At 40.2% G+C, this 18,032-nt stretch carries 15 protein-coding genes; 9 read left to right on the top strand and 6 right to left on the bottom strand.

Annotated elements, in window-relative coordinates; all coding sequences use genetic code 11:
• Positions 1–4: 4 nt before the first annotated feature.
• Positions 5–793 (bottom strand): PhzF family phenazine biosynthesis protein, encoded by a 789-nt coding sequence (locus tag H5163_RS09570; RefSeq protein WP_182735008.1) that lies wholly within the window; start codon positions 791–793, stop codon positions 5–7.
• 81 nt (positions 794–874) lie between these two features.
• Positions 875–1,489, bottom strand: a complete 615-nt coding sequence (locus H5163_RS09565; RefSeq protein ID WP_145240221.1) for a PQ-loop repeat-containing protein — start codon at positions 1,487–1,489, stop codon at positions 875–877.
• Positions 1,490–1,789: 300 nt separating this feature from the next.
• On the opposite strand from H5163_RS09565, the gene H5163_RS09560 reads away from it, so the two are divergent.
• Both H5163_RS09560 and H5163_RS09555 read left to right on the top strand, forming a co-directional pair.
• Entirely contained in the window at positions 1,790–2,929 is a 1,140-nt protein-coding gene (locus H5163_RS09560; RefSeq protein WP_182735007.1) for a PepSY domain-containing protein, read from the top strand.
• Between the two features lie 46 nt (positions 2,930–2,975).
• Complete coding sequence (locus H5163_RS09555) at positions 2,976–4,121, top strand: lipopolysaccharide assembly protein LapB (RefSeq protein WP_182735006.1); 1,146 nt, start codon at positions 2,976–2,978, stop codon at positions 4,119–4,121.
• Between the two features lie 34 nt (positions 4,122–4,155).
• Here the strand turns inward: H5163_RS09555 and H5163_RS09550 are convergent, their stop codons facing one another.
• The 4 genes from H5163_RS09550 to H5163_RS09535 form a co-directional block, all read right to left on the bottom strand.
• Positions 4,156–6,996: a PD40 domain-containing protein gene (locus H5163_RS09550; protein ID WP_182735041.1), complete on the bottom strand. Its 2,841-nt coding sequence runs from the start codon at positions 6,994–6,996 to the stop codon at positions 4,156–4,158.
• Positions 6,997–7,141: 145 nt separating this feature from the next.
• Positions 7,142–8,677 (bottom strand): PH domain-containing protein, encoded by a 1,536-nt coding sequence (locus tag H5163_RS09545; RefSeq protein ID WP_182735005.1) that lies wholly within the window; start codon positions 8,675–8,677, stop codon positions 7,142–7,144.
• Positions 8,670–9,242: a PH domain-containing protein gene (locus H5163_RS09540; RefSeq protein WP_182735004.1), complete on the bottom strand. Its 573-nt coding sequence runs from the start codon at positions 9,240–9,242 to the stop codon at positions 8,670–8,672. Before H5163_RS09540 ends, H5163_RS09545 begins: the two co-directional genes overlap by 8 nt.
• 68 nt (positions 9,243–9,310) lie before the next feature.
• On the bottom strand, positions 9,311–10,162 hold the full coding sequence (locus H5163_RS09535; RefSeq protein WP_145240211.1) for a D-hexose-6-phosphate mutarotase: 852 nt from the start codon (positions 10,160–10,162) through the stop codon (positions 9,311–9,313).
• Positions 10,163–10,497: 335 nt separating this feature from the next.
• Between H5163_RS09535 and H5163_RS09530 the strand changes: the two genes are divergently transcribed.
• The 7 genes from H5163_RS09530 to H5163_RS09500 all read left to right on the top strand — a co-directional run bounded on the left by H5163_RS09530 (position 10,498) and on the right by H5163_RS09500 (position 17,908).
• Complete coding sequence (locus H5163_RS09530; RefSeq protein WP_145240209.1) at positions 10,498–10,992, top strand: MarR family winged helix-turn-helix transcriptional regulator; 495 nt, start codon at positions 10,498–10,500, stop codon at positions 10,990–10,992.
• A 118-nt stretch (positions 10,993–11,110) separates the two neighbouring features.
• On the top strand, positions 11,111–12,409 hold the full coding sequence (locus tag H5163_RS09525) for a porin (RefSeq protein ID WP_145240207.1): 1,299 nt from the start codon (positions 11,111–11,113) through the stop codon (positions 12,407–12,409).
• Positions 12,410–12,707: 298 nt separating this feature from the next.
• Entirely contained in the window at positions 12,708–13,103 is a 396-nt protein-coding gene (locus tag H5163_RS09520; protein ID WP_145240205.1) for a YbaN family protein, read from the top strand.
• A 76-nt stretch (positions 13,104–13,179) separates the two neighbouring features.
• A complete protein-coding gene (locus H5163_RS09515) occupies positions 13,180–13,812 on the top strand; it encodes a PepSY-associated TM helix domain-containing protein (protein WP_145240203.1) in 633 nt (210 codons plus the stop codon).
• Positions 13,812–14,315 (top strand): DUF2271 domain-containing protein, encoded by a 504-nt coding sequence (locus H5163_RS09510; RefSeq protein WP_182735003.1) that lies wholly within the window; start codon positions 13,812–13,814, stop codon positions 14,313–14,315. The genes H5163_RS09515 and H5163_RS09510 overlap by 1 nt, the downstream gene beginning before the upstream one ends.
• A gap of 36 nt (positions 14,316–14,351) precedes the next feature.
• Positions 14,352–15,194, top strand: a complete 843-nt coding sequence (locus H5163_RS09505) for a DUF4198 domain-containing protein (protein WP_182717530.1) — start codon at positions 14,352–14,354, stop codon at positions 15,192–15,194.
• A gap of 317 nt (positions 15,195–15,511) precedes the next feature.
• Positions 15,512–17,908, top strand: a complete 2,397-nt coding sequence (locus H5163_RS09500; protein ID WP_182735002.1) for a PKD domain-containing protein — start codon at positions 15,512–15,514, stop codon at positions 17,906–17,908.
• Positions 17,909–18,032 lie beyond the last annotated feature (124 nt).

The following is an 18,032-nucleotide window of genomic DNA, read 5'->3' as shown; positions in this document are numbered from 1 at the left end:
AAACTTACAAATAAATTGTGCCTTGCATATACCGCACTGCGTATCCTGTGAGAGTAACACTATGTTCACTGACTTCGCATTGCATATGGCCGCCACGACTAGAGGCTTGATAAGCACTTAAGGTTTTTTTAACTAATTGCTGCGCCCAATAAGGCGCAAGACCGGTATGAATTGAGCCGGTAACGTAATCTTCATCACCGCCATTAGCAGGCCAAAAATAACGTGAAATAAAGTCGTATTTTGCGCTTGGTGCGGTTGCAACCACATCAAGTGGAGCTAGTGTTTTTAGCAAGTTTGAATCTGTTTTAAGGTTTAATATATCCTGCTCACTTTCATAAATCGCAAAGTAAGCTTGTTTGTTTTTCAACACCTTAACTGGTTGTATAGACAAGCCAGCAAATAGCTCAGAGGGTATTTCTGTTGTAACAAAAGGAGCTTGTTTTGGAAAAGTCATGGCAAAGCTGCCATCGCTATTTTTATTAATAACTAACTCACCGACTGCAGCAGCTTGAAAACGAACTTGCGATAAATTGTGCTGTTCGCACAACACAAATGCCGCAGCGAGTGTAGCATGCCCGCAAAAATCGATTTCCATTAACGGCGAAAACCAACGGATAGCAAAACTACCGTCAGTTTGACGACAAGTAAACGCGGTTTCGGAGACGTTATTTTCTGCGCCAATTTTTAGCATTAGCTCATTATCAAGCCAATTATCTAAATCAATAACTGCGGCATAGTTACCTTTAAACAGCTCGTTAGTGAAAGCGTCTATTTGATGGATTGTGAGTTGCATTTTTGCTCAATTTATCAGGCTAAGTTTCTAATAACTTGCCACAAATTGAGCTAAAAGAGTATTAAATTTATCTAGCTAATATTAAGCTGCGACAGGGCGCATTTTATAATATTGAATACAACCAAGTTGCGCGGCATTAGTCAGTAAGATCATCACAAACGTTAAAACATGCGAAGTACTTGGTGCCGCCATCGCTAATTCTGCAAATAAACCACACACACCCGCTATAAACTGTAAACTAAAATAACGTGCACTTAGGTTGCTAATATCACCACTGCGCAGCGTTTTATAGGTTTGCGGCATCACTCGTACAGAGCTCATGATCAAACCCACAAAAGTAAGCCATGTGAGTACCTGTGCAGTTTCTAACTGTGGATTAAGCAACAATAAAAATGGTAAGAACGAAAAGCCTAGCATGGCAGTTAATTGAATTCGCTCTCTTGTCTTTGCATTATAACGGGCAAAATAATACAAAATTAAGCCACTTAAGCATCCAGTCACCACAAAAGGCAGCACCATATAAAAGCGCTCAAAGTACAAGTTATATGTAATAAAGTAGACACTTTGGGCAACACCAAAGGCCATCATTAGTAATGATAAACCCGATACACTGCGATTTTTACGAATTTTATTGAGTAACGGTAAAAAGCTAAACACTAAAATAAATGATGATAAAATAGGCAGGTAATGCGCCAAAGTAGACCTCGCTCGTTAGTAGTTGATTAATAAGTTAGCAACTTATAAACAAAACAATAAATCAGTGTAAATTACTGTTTTTATATGCTTTATGTAAGGCGCGGCATTGTAAAGGTCCTATAAAAACAAGCAACCATTTGTACAAAATAAACTCATTGCTAATGCGGCAAGTTAACCTTACAGTTTCCGTTTTTCGACTGACACTTTGCAGTTAGCAAGTAAACATCTCATCGCATAGAATTGAAATAACATTGATAATTGTTATCATGCAACAAATTAATTTTGATAGCTCTTTGCCTTATGAGAAAAACACTTTTTAAAATACACAGTTGGATTGCGCTTTGTGCTTTAGTTCCACTTATTGTGATCAGTATTACTGGCAGCGTATTAGTGTTTAAAAGTGAAATTGATGGCTTACTCATGCCAGATAGTCACTTTGTCGTTGATAGTCACGCAGAACGCAAACCCATTGATAAATTAATAGCGGTTGCTGAGCATGAATTTCCTAGCTATATAGTAGGTAGTTGGGAAATATTTAATGATGATACTGCTGATCGGGTTTATTTAATCGAACGCGGTACCGACACTTGGTATAAATTTCATATCAATCAATATTCTGGCGAAATACTCTCGCAGCCAGTTAGCACCAGTCACTACTTCACAGATTGGTTTTTAGAACTGCATTACACATTTTTGCTAAACGATTTAAAAACTCTACCAGGTCAAACAGGCACCGTCCTTGGGTTCTTTTTTGCAATCTTTCTATTTATCCTCGGCGTTACAGGCTTAATAATTTATCGTAAATTTTGGCAACGTTTATTTTCAGTACGCTTCAAGGCGACGCTGCAAATTGTACTAAGCGATATTCATAAAATGACAGGGGTACTTGGCTCACCCATTATTTTAATTTTGGCGATCACTGGCGGCTACTTTAATTGGGCTGTGTGGTATCACGAAGTAGTCGAACACGCAGAAGAACAGCATTTTATACTCACTAAAAACTTACATAGCGATACTATTAACTTTCAAGCCATTCTAGATGACAGCAAAAAACAAATCCCGACATTTAATGGTACTTTTTTAGTTATGCCACTGGAGCCTGACGAAAACATTACGCTATTTGGTGAAGTTGATAACAATAATCCACTGGCAAGCGAATACGCTAACACCGTTACTTATGATAAACAAACCGGTGAACATATAGCTAACTGGGATATTCGCGAAGTCGGCATTGGTTGGCAAGTAATTGATAGCTTTAGAAAATTACACTTTGGTTATTTTGCTGGTTTACTCAGTAAAATCTTATGGTGCGTGATTGGCCTAAGCCCAGTATGGCTTGCAGGCACTGGTTTTTACTTGTGGCTTAGCCGCCGTAATCGTAAAAAACAATCACAAAGAAATCGCGAGCAAAGGCGAACAGCGACAGCATTTAATACTTGATTAAATTTTTACCTCAGCGTACCTTTATCTAAACGCTGAGGTGACTATGAAACTTTACTTTTCTTTATTATTAATATGTTTATTAACAGCTTGTAAAAGCACAGAACAGCAGAGTACGGTTGCGCCAACACTAACTAGTTTACTAAATCACACTCTCTTTGAGTTACAGCAAGTCCCTTCAGAACAAGTTATTTTTCAACTGCCCAACGATGAAGCTAAGATCTTTCTATCTTATGTCGAGAATCAACGCCAAGAAGGTTTAACTGACGATATTATTCTTTATAACTACATTGAACGCAGCTTTAGTAATTTTAGCTATCATGGCGATACCCTCACAGCAGAGCAAACCCTCGAGTTATCTCATGGTAACTGTATAAGTCTGGCAATATTAACCCAAGCCTATGCAAACTTAATTGATCTGGAAACTGGTTTTCAAGAAATGACAAGCCAGCCTGTTTACGCCAAAGAAGGCAATCTGGTATTTATTGCTAACCATTTTCGTACTAAGTTATATAGCCCTTTCACTGAAGATGAAGATCAAATTACTTTTATTCGACCAGGAGTACTTATTGACTATTTTCCTTCGCGAGGAAGTTTTTATGTTGGCAGTGCTAGTTATGAGGATCTCATTGCCAAATATTATAGTAATTTAGCGGCTGATGCTTTACTGGAAAATGATTATAATCAAGTGTATAGCTTGTTAATTAAGGCTAATCAGTACGCCCCAAATGATGCTGAGTTATTCAATCTTGCGGCTATATTACATCGTCGAATTAACGATAAAACAACCAGTCAATTAATTTACCAAACAGCGCTTGATCAGCAATTACAAAGTTTAAACTTACTAAGCAATTACAAAGTACTCGCAGAAGATATTGGCAATGAAATGTTAGTTGAACAAATTAATTCATTGTTAGGTGCTCAAGAAAAAGATCCTTATGAATTAATTGCTCTTGGTGAAACAGAAGCATTGAGTGGACGCTTAATGAGCGCTAAAAAACACATAGATGAAGCAATAAACAAGGCACCTTATTTGGCTGATCCCTATGTAGCTCTTGCAAAAATCCGCTATCAGCAAGGTAATTTAAATGACGCTCATAAATTACTTAAACAAGCTATGGATCTCGAAAGAGATCATCAACAACGTAGTATTTATGCCGCAAAGCTTGCCGCTATAAGAAGTCACCAATAACCGCCTTGAGTGAAAAGACTCAAGGCGTAAGCGTTTACAACGAATAATAAAACCCGAGCCAGCCTCTAAGCTCATCATCAAAGCTGTCGCCTTCGACTCTGACTAGGCCAAAATCAAGCTTCACATCATTGAGGCCTGCAGGGCCTAAGCCAAAACTAAAGGGGCCTTGCCATTTCACACCATAGCTTTGCCCGTATACCTGTTGGTCAATCTGATGCTGTTGATAGTACAACCATGGCATGCCTTCTGCCCAGCTAATACCTCCACCATAACCTTGATAGCGTTTGCCAATAGCGCTGTAAAAGGGCAGTTCAGGTGCAAAAACAAAGTCACTGCGAATATTTTTTGATAACAACGAAGAGCTAAAACCACCTAATCGCAACTCACTATCATCTCTATATTGCTGGCTATAATTAGCATACATAGGGATTGCCAGCGCTTTACCAAATAGCTGCGCAGCAACATCATAGCCCTGCCAATTCTGCGTGTCGCTATCGCCACTATACCAACGCGCATCAATCGCTTGGCCAATGGCATAATCTTGTCTGTCATAGCTCCAAGATTGCTTCAAGCCGACTCTAAGCCACTGTGAACTCTGCTCTTGCTTGATATTTGCATCATCTATCTCTGAGTAGTTATAAGCCAGTTCTGGCTGTACTTTAAACTCTCCAAAGCTCAGTGGCAGGCTGGCAGCAATATAGCCGCCTTGCACTGACTGATCAGCCAACAGGCCATGCTGATATTGCTTGCTAGCATTCAAATCATAAGAAAATAACTGGCTGTCAAACTTGATTGCAAGCGCACTGTAACGTGCTTGGGCATAAATGCCTTGCAGTGCAGTGTCATGTAAATCAACACTGTAGCCCAGCTGCCAATCTAATTGCTTGAGTAAATCGCTGCCTTTAATACTCGCTGAAAATAATGCCGCAGAGGCTGAATGATATTGTTCACCTAACGCAAAAGTGGCTTTTTGCTGCCAAATATCGTAGTGCGTTTGCTCACCAATGGGTTGTTGATATACTTGAGCTTTTGGCAAGGTGTGCTCATTCACAAGCAACAAAGGCGCAATACTGTTAGTTGCAAAATCGGTGATTTCTTCTTCGTTATTATTTACCTGTAGCTGCATAATGTCAGGGCCATCACTACTGATTGAAAAATACAGTAAATCCCCGTCAGATAATGCGAGTGGATTAGCAACCGCTTGTTGACCTTGAGTCAGCTTGAACAAACGTTGTGTAGTTAAATCATAACGATAGATATCCGTTGCCTGAGCTAATCCTGCAACAAAATAAAGCTGCTTGCCATCCGCACTCCAACTTGGTTGTGATAAGTATTGATATCCCTTAGGCATTGGTACAGCAATTGATTTTTGTCCATCAATATCTTGTATATACAACTGCCAATTATGATTAAACTCAGTTTTAAGAAAGGCGAGTTGCTGTTGATTGGGGCTAACTACAGGATAATCGTAAACCGTTGCTAGACTTTTTTCGAATAATGGTTGAGCTTGACCGGTTTGTAAATCAACTCGCACTAACTCTGAGTAACCTCCTTTAACCTGTTCTCCATAAAGTGTTTGCCCATTATCTGCAATACTAAAGCGCCGCAGGCCAGCTAAATCAGTTAGTTTGGTAACTTCACCGGTTTGCGTATCCCAGCTAAATATATCTGATATACGCTGATTATCAATATTATCTACGTTGCTGTAGGCTGAAAAATACAACACGTCGTCATTTAGCCATTGTGGGTTTTGAATACCCGCACGGTTGATTTGATTCAAGACTTGCTTTTGCTTACGTTGAAACACCTTGGGTGGTTCATCAGCAACATCTTTAGGATCATCAGCGAGTAGCTCTTGTTGCTCTTGGTTAAACTCTTCTGCAGCTTTGAGGTTATCCTCAGTACTGTAGAGTTTTAACTGAGTCTTGCCGTCTTGATCACGCTCCACCACTGCAAGTTGCTCGCTATTTGGTGATAAAGCAGGACCACTAGCATAGTGATCTAACGCCAACCAAAGCTCACTAGTAAGTGACTGTTCACTTCTTTCTTTACTCATTGCTTGATAGGTATACTCAGCAATAAAACGTCGATACAACTTACTCGCAGAGTCACCAAAGACCCCTTCGAATGCGTCATCAAATTCGCGTTGCTTAACCCCTTGCATACGCGTCCAAACAGCATCAAGGGTTTGCTCTGAATAGTTTTTCTCTAGCCAAGCTAAAAATCGGGCGCCCATTAAATACGCCATAGAGCCAGCCATAAAGCCACCATCTGTACTATTCAACTGATCATAGCGGGGCAATGCACCTTGCTGAGCAAATTCGATTAAAATCGCCTCGCTGTAGTTATCAAATAACCGACCACGCCCCGTCATTTTCGATTCAAGTAATGTTGCGTAACCCTCTGCCACCCAGCGAGGCATCTCGCTGTGTGTTATATCGTATAAATCCCAAATATTCCTGAGCTCTTGACGCCATTTACTGCGGGTAGGTTGTGCTAAATGCACTAGATGAATATATTCGTGCAGTACCAGTAATTGCTGCCAACCACTATTATTTGAGATCACTGTATCTGACTGCGGTGGTGTAGTAAAAAGCGCCATCAATGGCTTATTTGAAACCGGTAATGCAAAACCATTAGCGGCATTGAGTGGATCAAACACCACCACATCAACCGCTTCATCTAAAGCACGGTTTTGTTGCTCAAGCACTTTGCTGCGGACGATTTCTAATTCATTGGCCGCAGAGCGTGCCCAATCTGCATTTTCTTGACTGTAATGAACATTAAAGTGTTCGGTATGAATTGTTTGCCATTGCACGGCGGCCTGTGTATGTGTGGCTAATAATAACGAAGTAGCGAGTAACGTTTTTTTCATCATGTTCCCTGATCTCTTATTTTAAACCCATTATTGTCATAACTTAGTCTAAAAAGAGAGCATAAAAATGTAAGAAAACGTGAGTTACCGCTATTACGCTTTATAGCCTAATAAAATACCATCCTAAGAACTTGAAAGCGGTGAATTACATCCAACTTCGTTGATCCGATTCGGCTTGGCAAAGAATAAAGTCGATAATTTCATCGGCTTGCTCTGCTTTGATATAAGGCATAGTCGCTGTGCCCGCAGCGAGTTGTATAGACAAGCTCTTCAAACCACTTTTTCGCATAAAATAAGTGCTTACTGCGCGCGTGCTTTGCGCTTTATATAGTTCAAACATTCGATAATGCACACTTATCATGCCACTGCGAAACACTGCGTAATATCGCCCTTGATATTGATAAAAATAATAACCGTATCGTCGATATGATAAGTACACCAAGGAACTTAGTAATACAGCACAAAGCAGGCCATATACAGGGCTGTAACCTTGTCCTGCATAGCCCATAAATGCAATTAAAGCGCTCGGTAACAAAGCATAAAAGCATAGATTTTTGATCAGTAACGCTTTTTCGACACCTTTAAAGTTGAGTGCTTTAAAATCATCACTGGTTAAATTAAGCCAAGGATGTACCCACTGACAAACTTGTTTTACTTGCTCAAGTGAAAGCACTGGCATCACTAAGCTTTGTTTGCTCTTTGCGCCCGCGCTAAAGCCGCCGCTGGTTGCTTGCAAGCACTGCACGGTATAACGTTTAAGTAGTCGTGCAATTAGGTTTTGCTTAATCAGCAGCGATTGTACTTTATCAAGACTCACCGACAACTGATGACGCTCTAATAATCCAGCAATGCGTTTAAATTTTCCGGCCTGAAAGTAAAGCTGAAAATTATAAAAGCGGATTAATGACATTAATACCGATAATAAAACGGCAACCAACACAACAAGCACAAGTATTGAAAACACAGCGAGTGCTGCAGCATCAACCAACACGCCCACTTCTTGCTGATAGAATGATTCTAGTCGATTAATCACCGCTTTTTCTAAAAACTCCAGCACAACATTCATAAAAGGCGCAAGCGCTGCTAATGCCAAAATAGCCATATTCGACATCAAGCCAAATTTTGCAACTTCTTTATTGCTCAGCACCAAACATTGTTGTGGTTCGTTGGTATATGTATCTTCAGGTTGCTGCTTAGCTGCAGTTTGTTGTTGGGTTTCTTTATAAGCCAATACTCGCTCGCGCATTTGCTCTGCATATAGCGATGTAACCCCGGGTAATACAGCCTCTTGGCTAGTGCTGCCAGCGGCATCAAAAATACAGTTAACCAAACCCAGAGGCTTAAAATAAAACGGTTCGGCAATATTAACATTCTGCACTCGCAAAAAGTTCAAGGTTAAACGCTCTTTTTTAAACACCCCTTTATTGAGTAATATTTCATGCTCATCAGTAATGCAAAAGCGAAAATTAATATAGTAAAAAAATGAATAAATTAACAAGCTAATAATCGCTACCGCTAATGCAACTTGCCCCCAAAACCACTTATTTTCAACTTGCGTAACAAACACAACCATAATAGGTAGTAAGTTAAATACACCGTCTTTGACAAATCGGAAAGCAAAATGCACGATAAAATAAACCAGTGACCAAGACGAAACACGCTGCCATTTCAAATTATCCATTTAACGACTCATCAGTAGCTAATACACTATCACCGGCTTGATTGCTGGTATTGTTAGATACTTGTCTTGCTTCAGTGTACTTTTGAATATACTGACGGATATTTTTACAATCATCATGACTTAAGCCACTAATGTTGAGATCGGCGCTCATTCCGCCAGCACTGTACAAACGCAAGCTAGCCAAGCCCAGTTTTCGCTCCAAAGGGCCACGATGTATTTCTGTGTGCTGCACTCGTGAGAAAGGTAAAATCGTCACCTGCTGCCAAATAACGCCTTTGCGATAAGCTATATCATGCTCACGCATAGCAATTCCTTTAAGTCGCATACTGACAACGTTATAAGCTAGCGATAAAACTAAAATAATTGGTAAACCAATCAGTAAGCTCGTTTGTGCCAGTGCTGCAAACTCCTGATTAAAAAAGCAAACAGCGCCTAATATTGCAGTTAATGGTAGATAAAACAGCAGCCAGTTAAGCTGAGCGTGCAGCAACGCTTTATCTGCCAGTGGCTTATATACTATTTGTTGATGTCGGGGTAAGACGTCCAGTTGGTGGTTTTCGAACACTTTTTTTCCTTAACAAGCCAACGATTTGATACGTTGGCTTTGATTTATAGCAAAGTTGCGGCCCTATATTACACCCAGCGAATGGTCGTCGCTAAGGTATGACTTTCGCCTGGCGCTACAATCGCACTATCATCCATTACATTTGCCGCTTCAAGGCACAACATTGTATGGTATTCATCATCAGCAAAATTAGATAAACGCTTAGACTTATCAATCCACGGGTTCCACAGCACACAAGAGCTGGAGTTTTCACGGCCGACTTCAATAATTCCATCCGGAGTAATAATACGCTGGATAGTTGCGGCTTGGGTATAAACCATATCTGTTTCACGAGCAAAACCAACCAGTCCATCTTGATCAAACGGGCCTTCGCTAAACTCAATATATTTGGAACCTTGCAGCCCATCCACTTGAGTTTCTTCAATAGCAGGGGTTGGAAAATAAGTGTGCAGCGCTTGCGTGAAAGTAATAGTTTGGTTACTTAAATTAGTGGTTGTTAAACGCACTTCAAGCTGATTAGTTAGTATAAATTCAACCTTTAGCTTTGATTTGTGTGGCCAGTAGGTTTCATCAACTTGTGCCATTGGCAAGGTTAAGCTAACTCGAATTTCATCGTCTTGCTCTGCAACTTCATCTGCTCGCCATAAGCTCGTACGTGCTACACCGTGAATTGGCCACTCAGGATTTGGATTGACACCAAACCATGGCCAACAAATAGGAATGCCACCACGTATACTTTTACCTTCTTGGTAATCTTCTTCGCTTGATACCCAAATTAATGGCTTTTTGCCACTTGGCGTGAATTCAGTGAGTTGTGCACCTTGTAGAAAAATTTTAGCGCTACAAAGCTCGCTTGCAACATTGATATATTCTAAACCAGTGTCAGTTTGTTCGATGCTTACAGATGGAGATAACTTCATTATACGTCCCATAAAAATGAAAAACCTATCTCACCTTACCCAATCCCCAACCAATTAGTAAATATTATTTAGTGAGTTTTTATGTCAAATTTACAATTTTTCACTCTGTCATGACTTATAGGTAAGCTCAGCACCAAAAACGTTTAATTAAATAATATGTAAATGAACTAAATTTAATTTCAACTCAAAACAAATAAAAAACAGCTACAGCTTTGTGTAAAGCCAATAATACAGTATAAATCGACCTTATCTATTTGAACTCTATTTATTAGATGTGTAATATTTATTGATTGCGCGAGCGCCTTGACCGTAAACCATCTGCGAATGAGATAAAAATGAAAAAATATGACGAATTATTGGTTTCTTTACGTAAAGTGATCCGCGCGATCGACCTCCATTCTAAGCAGTTAAATAAAATCTCCGGCCTCACCGGTCCGCAGCTATTAATTATGACTGAAGTAGCACAAACTGATGGTATTACAGCCAGTCGCATTGCCCAAAATGTAAACCTGAGTCCTGCAACTGTAACTAATATTTTGGATCGCTTAGAAAACCGCGATTTAGTGACGCGTGTTCGCAGCCAATTAGACAAACGTCGAGTGAGTCTTTACCTCACTGCAAATGGTCAAACGATTCTGCAAGCAGCACCACAACCGTTACAAGAACACTTTATTGAAAAGTTCTCAGCCTTAGACGAGTGGGAACAAAGCCAGCTACTATCATCAATGCAGCGTATTGCTACTATGATGGATGCTCAAAGTATAGATGCAGCTCCTTTATTAGAAGTTGGTGTGCTGACCCGCGCCGCTGAAGGCAAACCCACCGAATAAATAGTTTATAAAATCATATTAAACAAATGATTACCCTAGAACACATGGTTAGTTAACTTGGGTTAAAGGTACAATTAGTCTATTCTATACAGACCTATATCAAGAATAGCGATTTATCATGCTTAAACTATCAAAGTTAGCTTTCGCGACTATGCTAGGCGCAACAAGCAGCGCCTCATATGCTTCAGACATTGATGCTATGCAAGCTCAACTTTCTCAACTCCAACAACAGATGCAGCAACTGCAACAGCAGCTTGCGGCTGAAAAAGCAAAACAAGCTAAAGTTAATCAACAGCTTGAAGAACAGACCAAGACCATCGCAAAGCAAACTCAAGATAATACCGAAACAGCCCTATCCGGAGTTAAATTTGGTGGTGCAATTCGTACTAACTACAGTCACACCTCATATGATGACGGCAATAAAAACCGTGGTGGCGATTTTGATTTTGATATTTTCCGTTTAAATGTTTCTGGCGATATTGGTGGAGTGCTGATCGGCGGAGAGATCCGCTTTTTTGATTACATGACCGCAATAAAATCAGCATGGGCAGGCTATCAATTTACTGACGACTGGCAAGTGCAAGTAGGTATCACAAAAGTGCCGTTTGGTAATGATCCTTATAACTCCCATAACTATTTCTTTAGTGCCAACTACTACGTCGGTTTAGAAGACGATCATGATTTAGGCGTGATGTTTAAACGTAAAGTAGCTGATAACTGGCAGCTCGATTTAGGTTTTTTCAAAAATGACGAACTCGGTGGTGTCGATGGTTATGTTGAAGATCGCAGCCATCGCTATTCGTACGATATTGTTGGTAGTCGCACCGTCGACGAGGGTATTTATGCCGAACCGAGCAAAGGGCTTGGTGAGTATAATACCTTTGCCGGCCGCTACGCCTATTACTTTGAACACGGCAAAGGCATGACCACAGAAGTCGGAATATCAGGCTTAGCCGGTGGCTTACATGACGGCCAAGACCGCGCAGGAAGTTACAACGCATGGGCACTGCATGTAAACAGCGTTATCAATAATTGGAATATTCAGCTACAGCATGGCGAATATGACTACAATATCGATGACACTAATCGTATCGCGGTTGGCGCATATGGGTTTTATGACTCTATTGCGACCGATGCAACCACCAGTAGCTTTAATGTCGCTTACAGCGTACCGGTTGAATGGGGTCCAGTAAGCAACCTGCAATTTTATAATGATTACAGCGCGATCTATAACAAGTCTGATGACACTGCCGATACTTGGATGAATGTTACCGGGGTATCCGTCGCGGCTGGCGGCTTGTTCACTTACTTTGATTTAGTTCATGCCCGCAATCAAGCATTTGTAGGTGGCTCTGTTGCCGGTGATAGTAATGAAACCGAGCGTCGCTTTAATATTAATATTGGCTATTACTTTTAATCTTTAAAGTCAGCCTGTAATTAGGGGGGTTAGTCTTAAGAGGTTACCCCCTCATAAACTCATCCTTCATAACGCTGTAAGCAATGACTGCAAGCAATTACATTCCCATCAACTCATAATAGGATATAAAAAGAACAGCGGCATCAGGTTGAATCGCAAGCTGAGGCGCTGAACGTGGCAGAGTATAACGTCATCGAGTACAATTAACTGACAATGCTGAGTAAACTAGCAGCATATTGTTTAACGTTGCTTGCCAAGCATTTAGCCGTTTTCAACTTTATCAGGCACAAGTCTATTCATGAATTTAAAAGTAATTTTAGCCACTTATAAAAGTATTGGCTATCAACTATTAGGACTAGCCTTGGTTGGGCTGGGAATTATAGGTATTGTTTTACCTGTGATGCCCACCACTATTTTTTTCATTTTGGCATTAGCGTGCTTTACTCGCTCGTCCCCAAAACTCGCTGCTTGGTTACTCAATCATCCTCGTTATGGCGTAACCTTACGCCATTGGCAAAAGTACAAAGTAGTACCCGTAAAGGCGAAGTGGTTTGCGGGTATTGGTATGTCACTTGGCTTTATTGTATTGCTGCTTTGTGCACCGCCGTGGTGGGTTTTACTGCTGGTAGCCTGCATCGAAATAGCGGTTATGATTTATTTACTCTCTCGCCCTTCAAAATACCTACCAATGTAAATTTCGTAAATAATGTTGTGATAACTAATGCAAATCATTACCATGTAGATAACATTGCTTAACTACTAAATTATTTATGCCGTTAATAAATAAACGAACTTTATATAGTACCAGTCGTGCGTTGCATATTTATCTATCAACAGCACTGCTGTTTTTGCTTATTTTATTTTCTGTCAGTGGGATTGTACTTAATCATGTTGATTGGCTAGAAGGCGATAAAAGTGATGGGCAACTAACCACATCACTCCCAAGTGCATTACTTGAGCAGGGCCAAGAAAACCTAGCAACCTTACCCATTTTATACCCTGAAATAGAAGCTTACTTAGCCAACCAATATGGCTTAACTAAAGTAAAAAGTATCGACTGGGAAAAAGAAGATGCACTCGTGATGCTCGACTACCCACTGCCTGCAGGTTTTGCCTTCGCAGAACTTAATTTCATCAGTGGCGAACTGAATCTCGAATATCAAACTGGCGGCTTTTTAAGCTTAATTGGCGATTTACATAAAGGCCGTCATAGCGGCGAAGCATGGAGCTGGGTGATTGATATATCAGCCGTGTTAATGATTTTTTTTGCTATCACCGGGATGATTATTTTATTTCAAAATAGAAAAAAACGCTTAGTAGGAATATGGCTAACAGTGCTTGGGGTCGCAACACCAGCAGTCATTTATTTATGCTGGGTTCCGCAACTAAAAGGAGTGTCTTAATGCTAAAACTTAATACCTTAATAAGCGCTGTTGTTTTATTTACAGCAGCTTTGTTTCAACCTCATGCGAATGCCGCTGAACTTGAAATAGAACTAACCCTACCTGATCTAGACGTACAACCTTACCATCGACCTTATGTCGCGGTTTGGCTAGAAACCCCAGAGCGTAAGCATGTAACCACGGTTGCCTTATGGGTTGAAAAAGCAGAATGGTTTAAAGACTTACGCCAGTGGTGGCGTAAAGCCGGAAAAAGTGACGCTAACTTTGATGGTGTAACAGGTGCAACAAAGCGCCCAGGTACTTACACCATTAACTGGAATGGCACAGATCTAGATGGCAAAGCCGTAACTGCAGGCAAGTATTTACTTAATTTAGAAGTCGTTCGCGAAGAAGGTGGCCGTGATTACACCCGTGTAGAACTTGATCTAAATAAAGACGGCAAGATCACCATCGATGGCACCAATGAATTTTCACAAAGCTTCGTCACCATTAAAAGTCAGTAAATGTAGCTGCTAAAACAATTTAAATAAGGAAAGACTATGAAAATCAATTTACTTAAAAGCGCATTTATCGGCGCACTTACTTTCACTGCCCTAGCATCTAGCTATGCCAATGCACATGCTCGCTGGTTAGTGCCTTCGCACACATCTCTTTCAGGCGACAAAGCACATTATGTGATGATCGATGCCAGTATTTCGAATGAAATTTTCGCACCAGATAAAGCATATCGTCCAGCACAAAAAGGCGCGGAATATGATGATAATCTGATTATGGCAATCGGCCCTGATGGCAAACCAGTTAGCGATAAAATTCGTGCATATTATCTGCAACGTAAAAATTCAGCGGCGGTAAAACTAGCTGGGGAAGGTACTTATCATATAACGATGAGCCAAGAACCACGACTAATGACTTTTTATAAAGATGCCAAAGGCGAACGTGGCCGTGTATTTGGCCCTAAAGACAGTAAAGATATCCCAGCTGATGCAACCGATATTAAAACCACAAAATCGATTGCAACGGTAGATACATTTGTAAGCCGCAACGGCACCTCAAAACCTGCGCTACTTGGTCAAGGCTTAGAGATCAGCGGCCCGACTCATCCTAATGATTTATTTGTTGGTGAAGAGGCGCGTTTTCAGTTATTAAAAGACGGTAAACCTGCTGCCAACATAGAACTTGCCATCTTAAAAGGTGATACACGTTATCGTAACGAACGTGGCGAAGTTAAAGTAACCACAGATAAAAACGGCTTTTTCACTAACACATGGCAACACCCTGGACTATACCTGATTGAAGCAAGTGTGAGCGAAGGTTCAACTGAAAAAGGTATCGATAGCGTACGTTATTCATTATTTACTACCTTAGATGTAGCACCTGAATAAAATCCCTCATTAAAAATAAAGGCCAAGTAACTTAGCTTGGCCTACAACTCTAAATAAACACATAAACAACTTAGCGCCAAAATTTTTCTAAAATTTGAATTTAATTCTTTTATTTTCCCTCTTTTGGGTTCATATTATAAACAATTAAATTAACATAACTATAAAATATTTAACGGAAATAAATATTATGAAAAATGGACTTTATACCAACCTAATTCAAACCAGAAATAATCCTCATTTAAATTTAATAGCAAGCACTACAGGCTTAGCTTTACAGTACCACTAAACACAACAAAACCAACAACAAGGAAAGTAATATGAAATGGAGTTTTTTAATCCAGCTAGCTTTGATCCTAACTCTCACAGCCTGTGGCTCAGGAGGTGGTGACTCAGAAAAAAAACCAACCAATAAAGTCACTAACAATAAACCCATTGCCATGATCAGTGCACCAACCGGTGAAATGCGGGTAAATACCGCGCTAACATTTAGCGGTACAAAAAGCAGCGATCCCGACGGCGATTCATTAGTTTATAAATGGCGCTTAACCACTGCAGACGGACAAAATGAGCTCGCTCTTGCTGTTGATAATGAAAATAAAGTTGAAGTATCACTTGCTGAAGCAAAGAGTTATAAACTAATTTTAGTTGTGAGCGATGGCAAACTTTCGAGCGCCCCAGTTGAAAAATTAATTGAAATTAAAGCCGAGCCAACGCAATTAATTGCTCATGCAGGACTTACTCAAACAGTAAAACAAGGTGATGTGGTTGCATTAAATGGTGCGCTAAGTAGTACATCTAACGGTGTAATAAATAAATACTTATGGCAGTTTACGGCAAAGCCTCTTACCAGCAATGCAATCATAGAAAATAATAATAGCGTTACCAGCAAATTCATTGCAGATAAAACAGGTGCTTACGCAATAAAGCTAACCATTACTAATTCACTGGGCGAAACAGCAAGCAACGAGGTAATGATAAAAAGTGAGTCTTTATACGAAAATTCAGCTCCTCAAGCGGTTATTAAAGTACAAAATAAAACCGTCGCTCCTCGCAGCATAGTCACATTAGATGGCAAGCAAAGCAGTGACCCTGATCAAGGTGATACACTAAGTTATCTGTGGACTATTACCGCACAACCTGCCGATAGCAACCCGACACTCACTGATAACTTAAGCCATACCGCAGGCTTCTCTTCTTTAGACCTCGGTGAGTACACGCTCTCACTAACAGTTAAAGATCAATACGGTGAAACTGATACCGCCACAGTTACTTTAACTGTAGAGATAGCAAATCAAGCTCCTATTGCACAACTTGTAGCTGAGAGAAACATTAACTTAGCTGAAACTATTACTCTGCAATGCGAACAATGCAACGATCCTGAAGGGCAACCCTTGAGCTACCTTTGGCAGATAAAAAGCAGACCTGAGAATAGTATAGCGCAGCTAATCCAAGGTACGACAGCAACCCCTTCTATCAGTGCTGATATTGAAGGTGATTATGTGATCACATTAATCGTATCAGACGGACAGCTTAATTCTGAGCAAGCAACAAGCGTTCTTCACGCTCAAGCCAATGCAAAACCAACAGCGATTATTGCTGATGTAGCACCTATTTTAGTCGATGAAGAAATTCAACTTGATGGCTCACAAAGCACAGATCCTGAAGGCAAAGAGCTTACCTACCAGTGGGAAATTTTATCGCCATTAGGACGTGCTACGCTTTCTAACACAGACGTTGCTAAACCTTACTTTAAAGCATCAGGTGCAGGAAGTTTTGTTATTTCGTTACGTACCAATGATGGTAATAAGGACTCCGATACGCAAACAATTACTATCATAGTTAGAGACAATGCAAAGCCAGTCATTATTTCTAAAGGCGAACAATTACGTCAGGCTTTTGTTGGTAATATAGTAACATTTGATGTTAGCCAAAGTTACGACCCAGAAGAGACCAATCTTAATTATACTTGGGGGCTTACCAAGCCTAATGAGTCAAATGCAGCACTGGTAAACATAAAAGATGGCGTCGCTGAATTTACCCCTGATATTATAGGTAGCTATAATGTCACTGTTACTGTTACTGATGCTGAGGGCAATGCAGCTGTAATGGAGTTTGCGATCTCTGCTACCGATTCCGCTTTACTAACAGGCATAGTTAAAGGACAAATTACCAACGTAGCTAAAGTTGGTATCAATAACGCTATACTGATGATAAATGGTAAGCAGCATACTACAAATAGCAGCGGCTTCTTTGAGGCAATAGTTAGTGTTGAACAGGGCGCAACTGTTAGTATTTCTACAGCAGATGAAAGACTGGCAACTAGCGAGTATAGTTCAGCAGCGATAACACAAAATGATTTTATCATTAATATTAATCAAACAAGCCTACCGGTTTTTCAAGATGTAGAAGTCTCTGTATTCGTCTGTCCTGATTTTACTGGACCCGACACCGTAAATCTGCGCTTTAAAATGATCGATACTATTTTAACGTCGAATAGTTTTCAGGCTCAGTATGATGAAACCAAGCCTTTGATATTACAAAAAAGTAATAACACATATCTAGATAGCACACTAAATATTGCACTCCCTGTAACTGCAACATATGAAATAACCGTGGTTGAAGACAATGTGCGCAATACATCTTATTCAAGTACTGCTATTTACTACTCTCAGTCGCCCCCAAACTTAGCGATAATCACCATTTGTAATAATTAGAAAAAACTAAGCCACTTCACGCGTGTTGAAGTGGCTTAGCGTACCTTCCAGATCCAATCTAAAGAATATTAAGAACAACCCTAAATTTGGTATTTTTGACCACTTATTCGCTATACTTATCTGA

This window comes from Pseudoalteromonas sp. SG44-8, from assembly GCF_014164125.1.
In the GTDB taxonomy this organism is placed as follows: domain Bacteria; phylum Pseudomonadota; class Gammaproteobacteria; order Enterobacterales; family Alteromonadaceae; genus Pseudoalteromonas; species Pseudoalteromonas rhizosphaerae.
The sequence above is the reverse complement of the archived record's forward strand: the minus strand, read 5'-3'. Positions and strand labels throughout refer to the sequence as shown.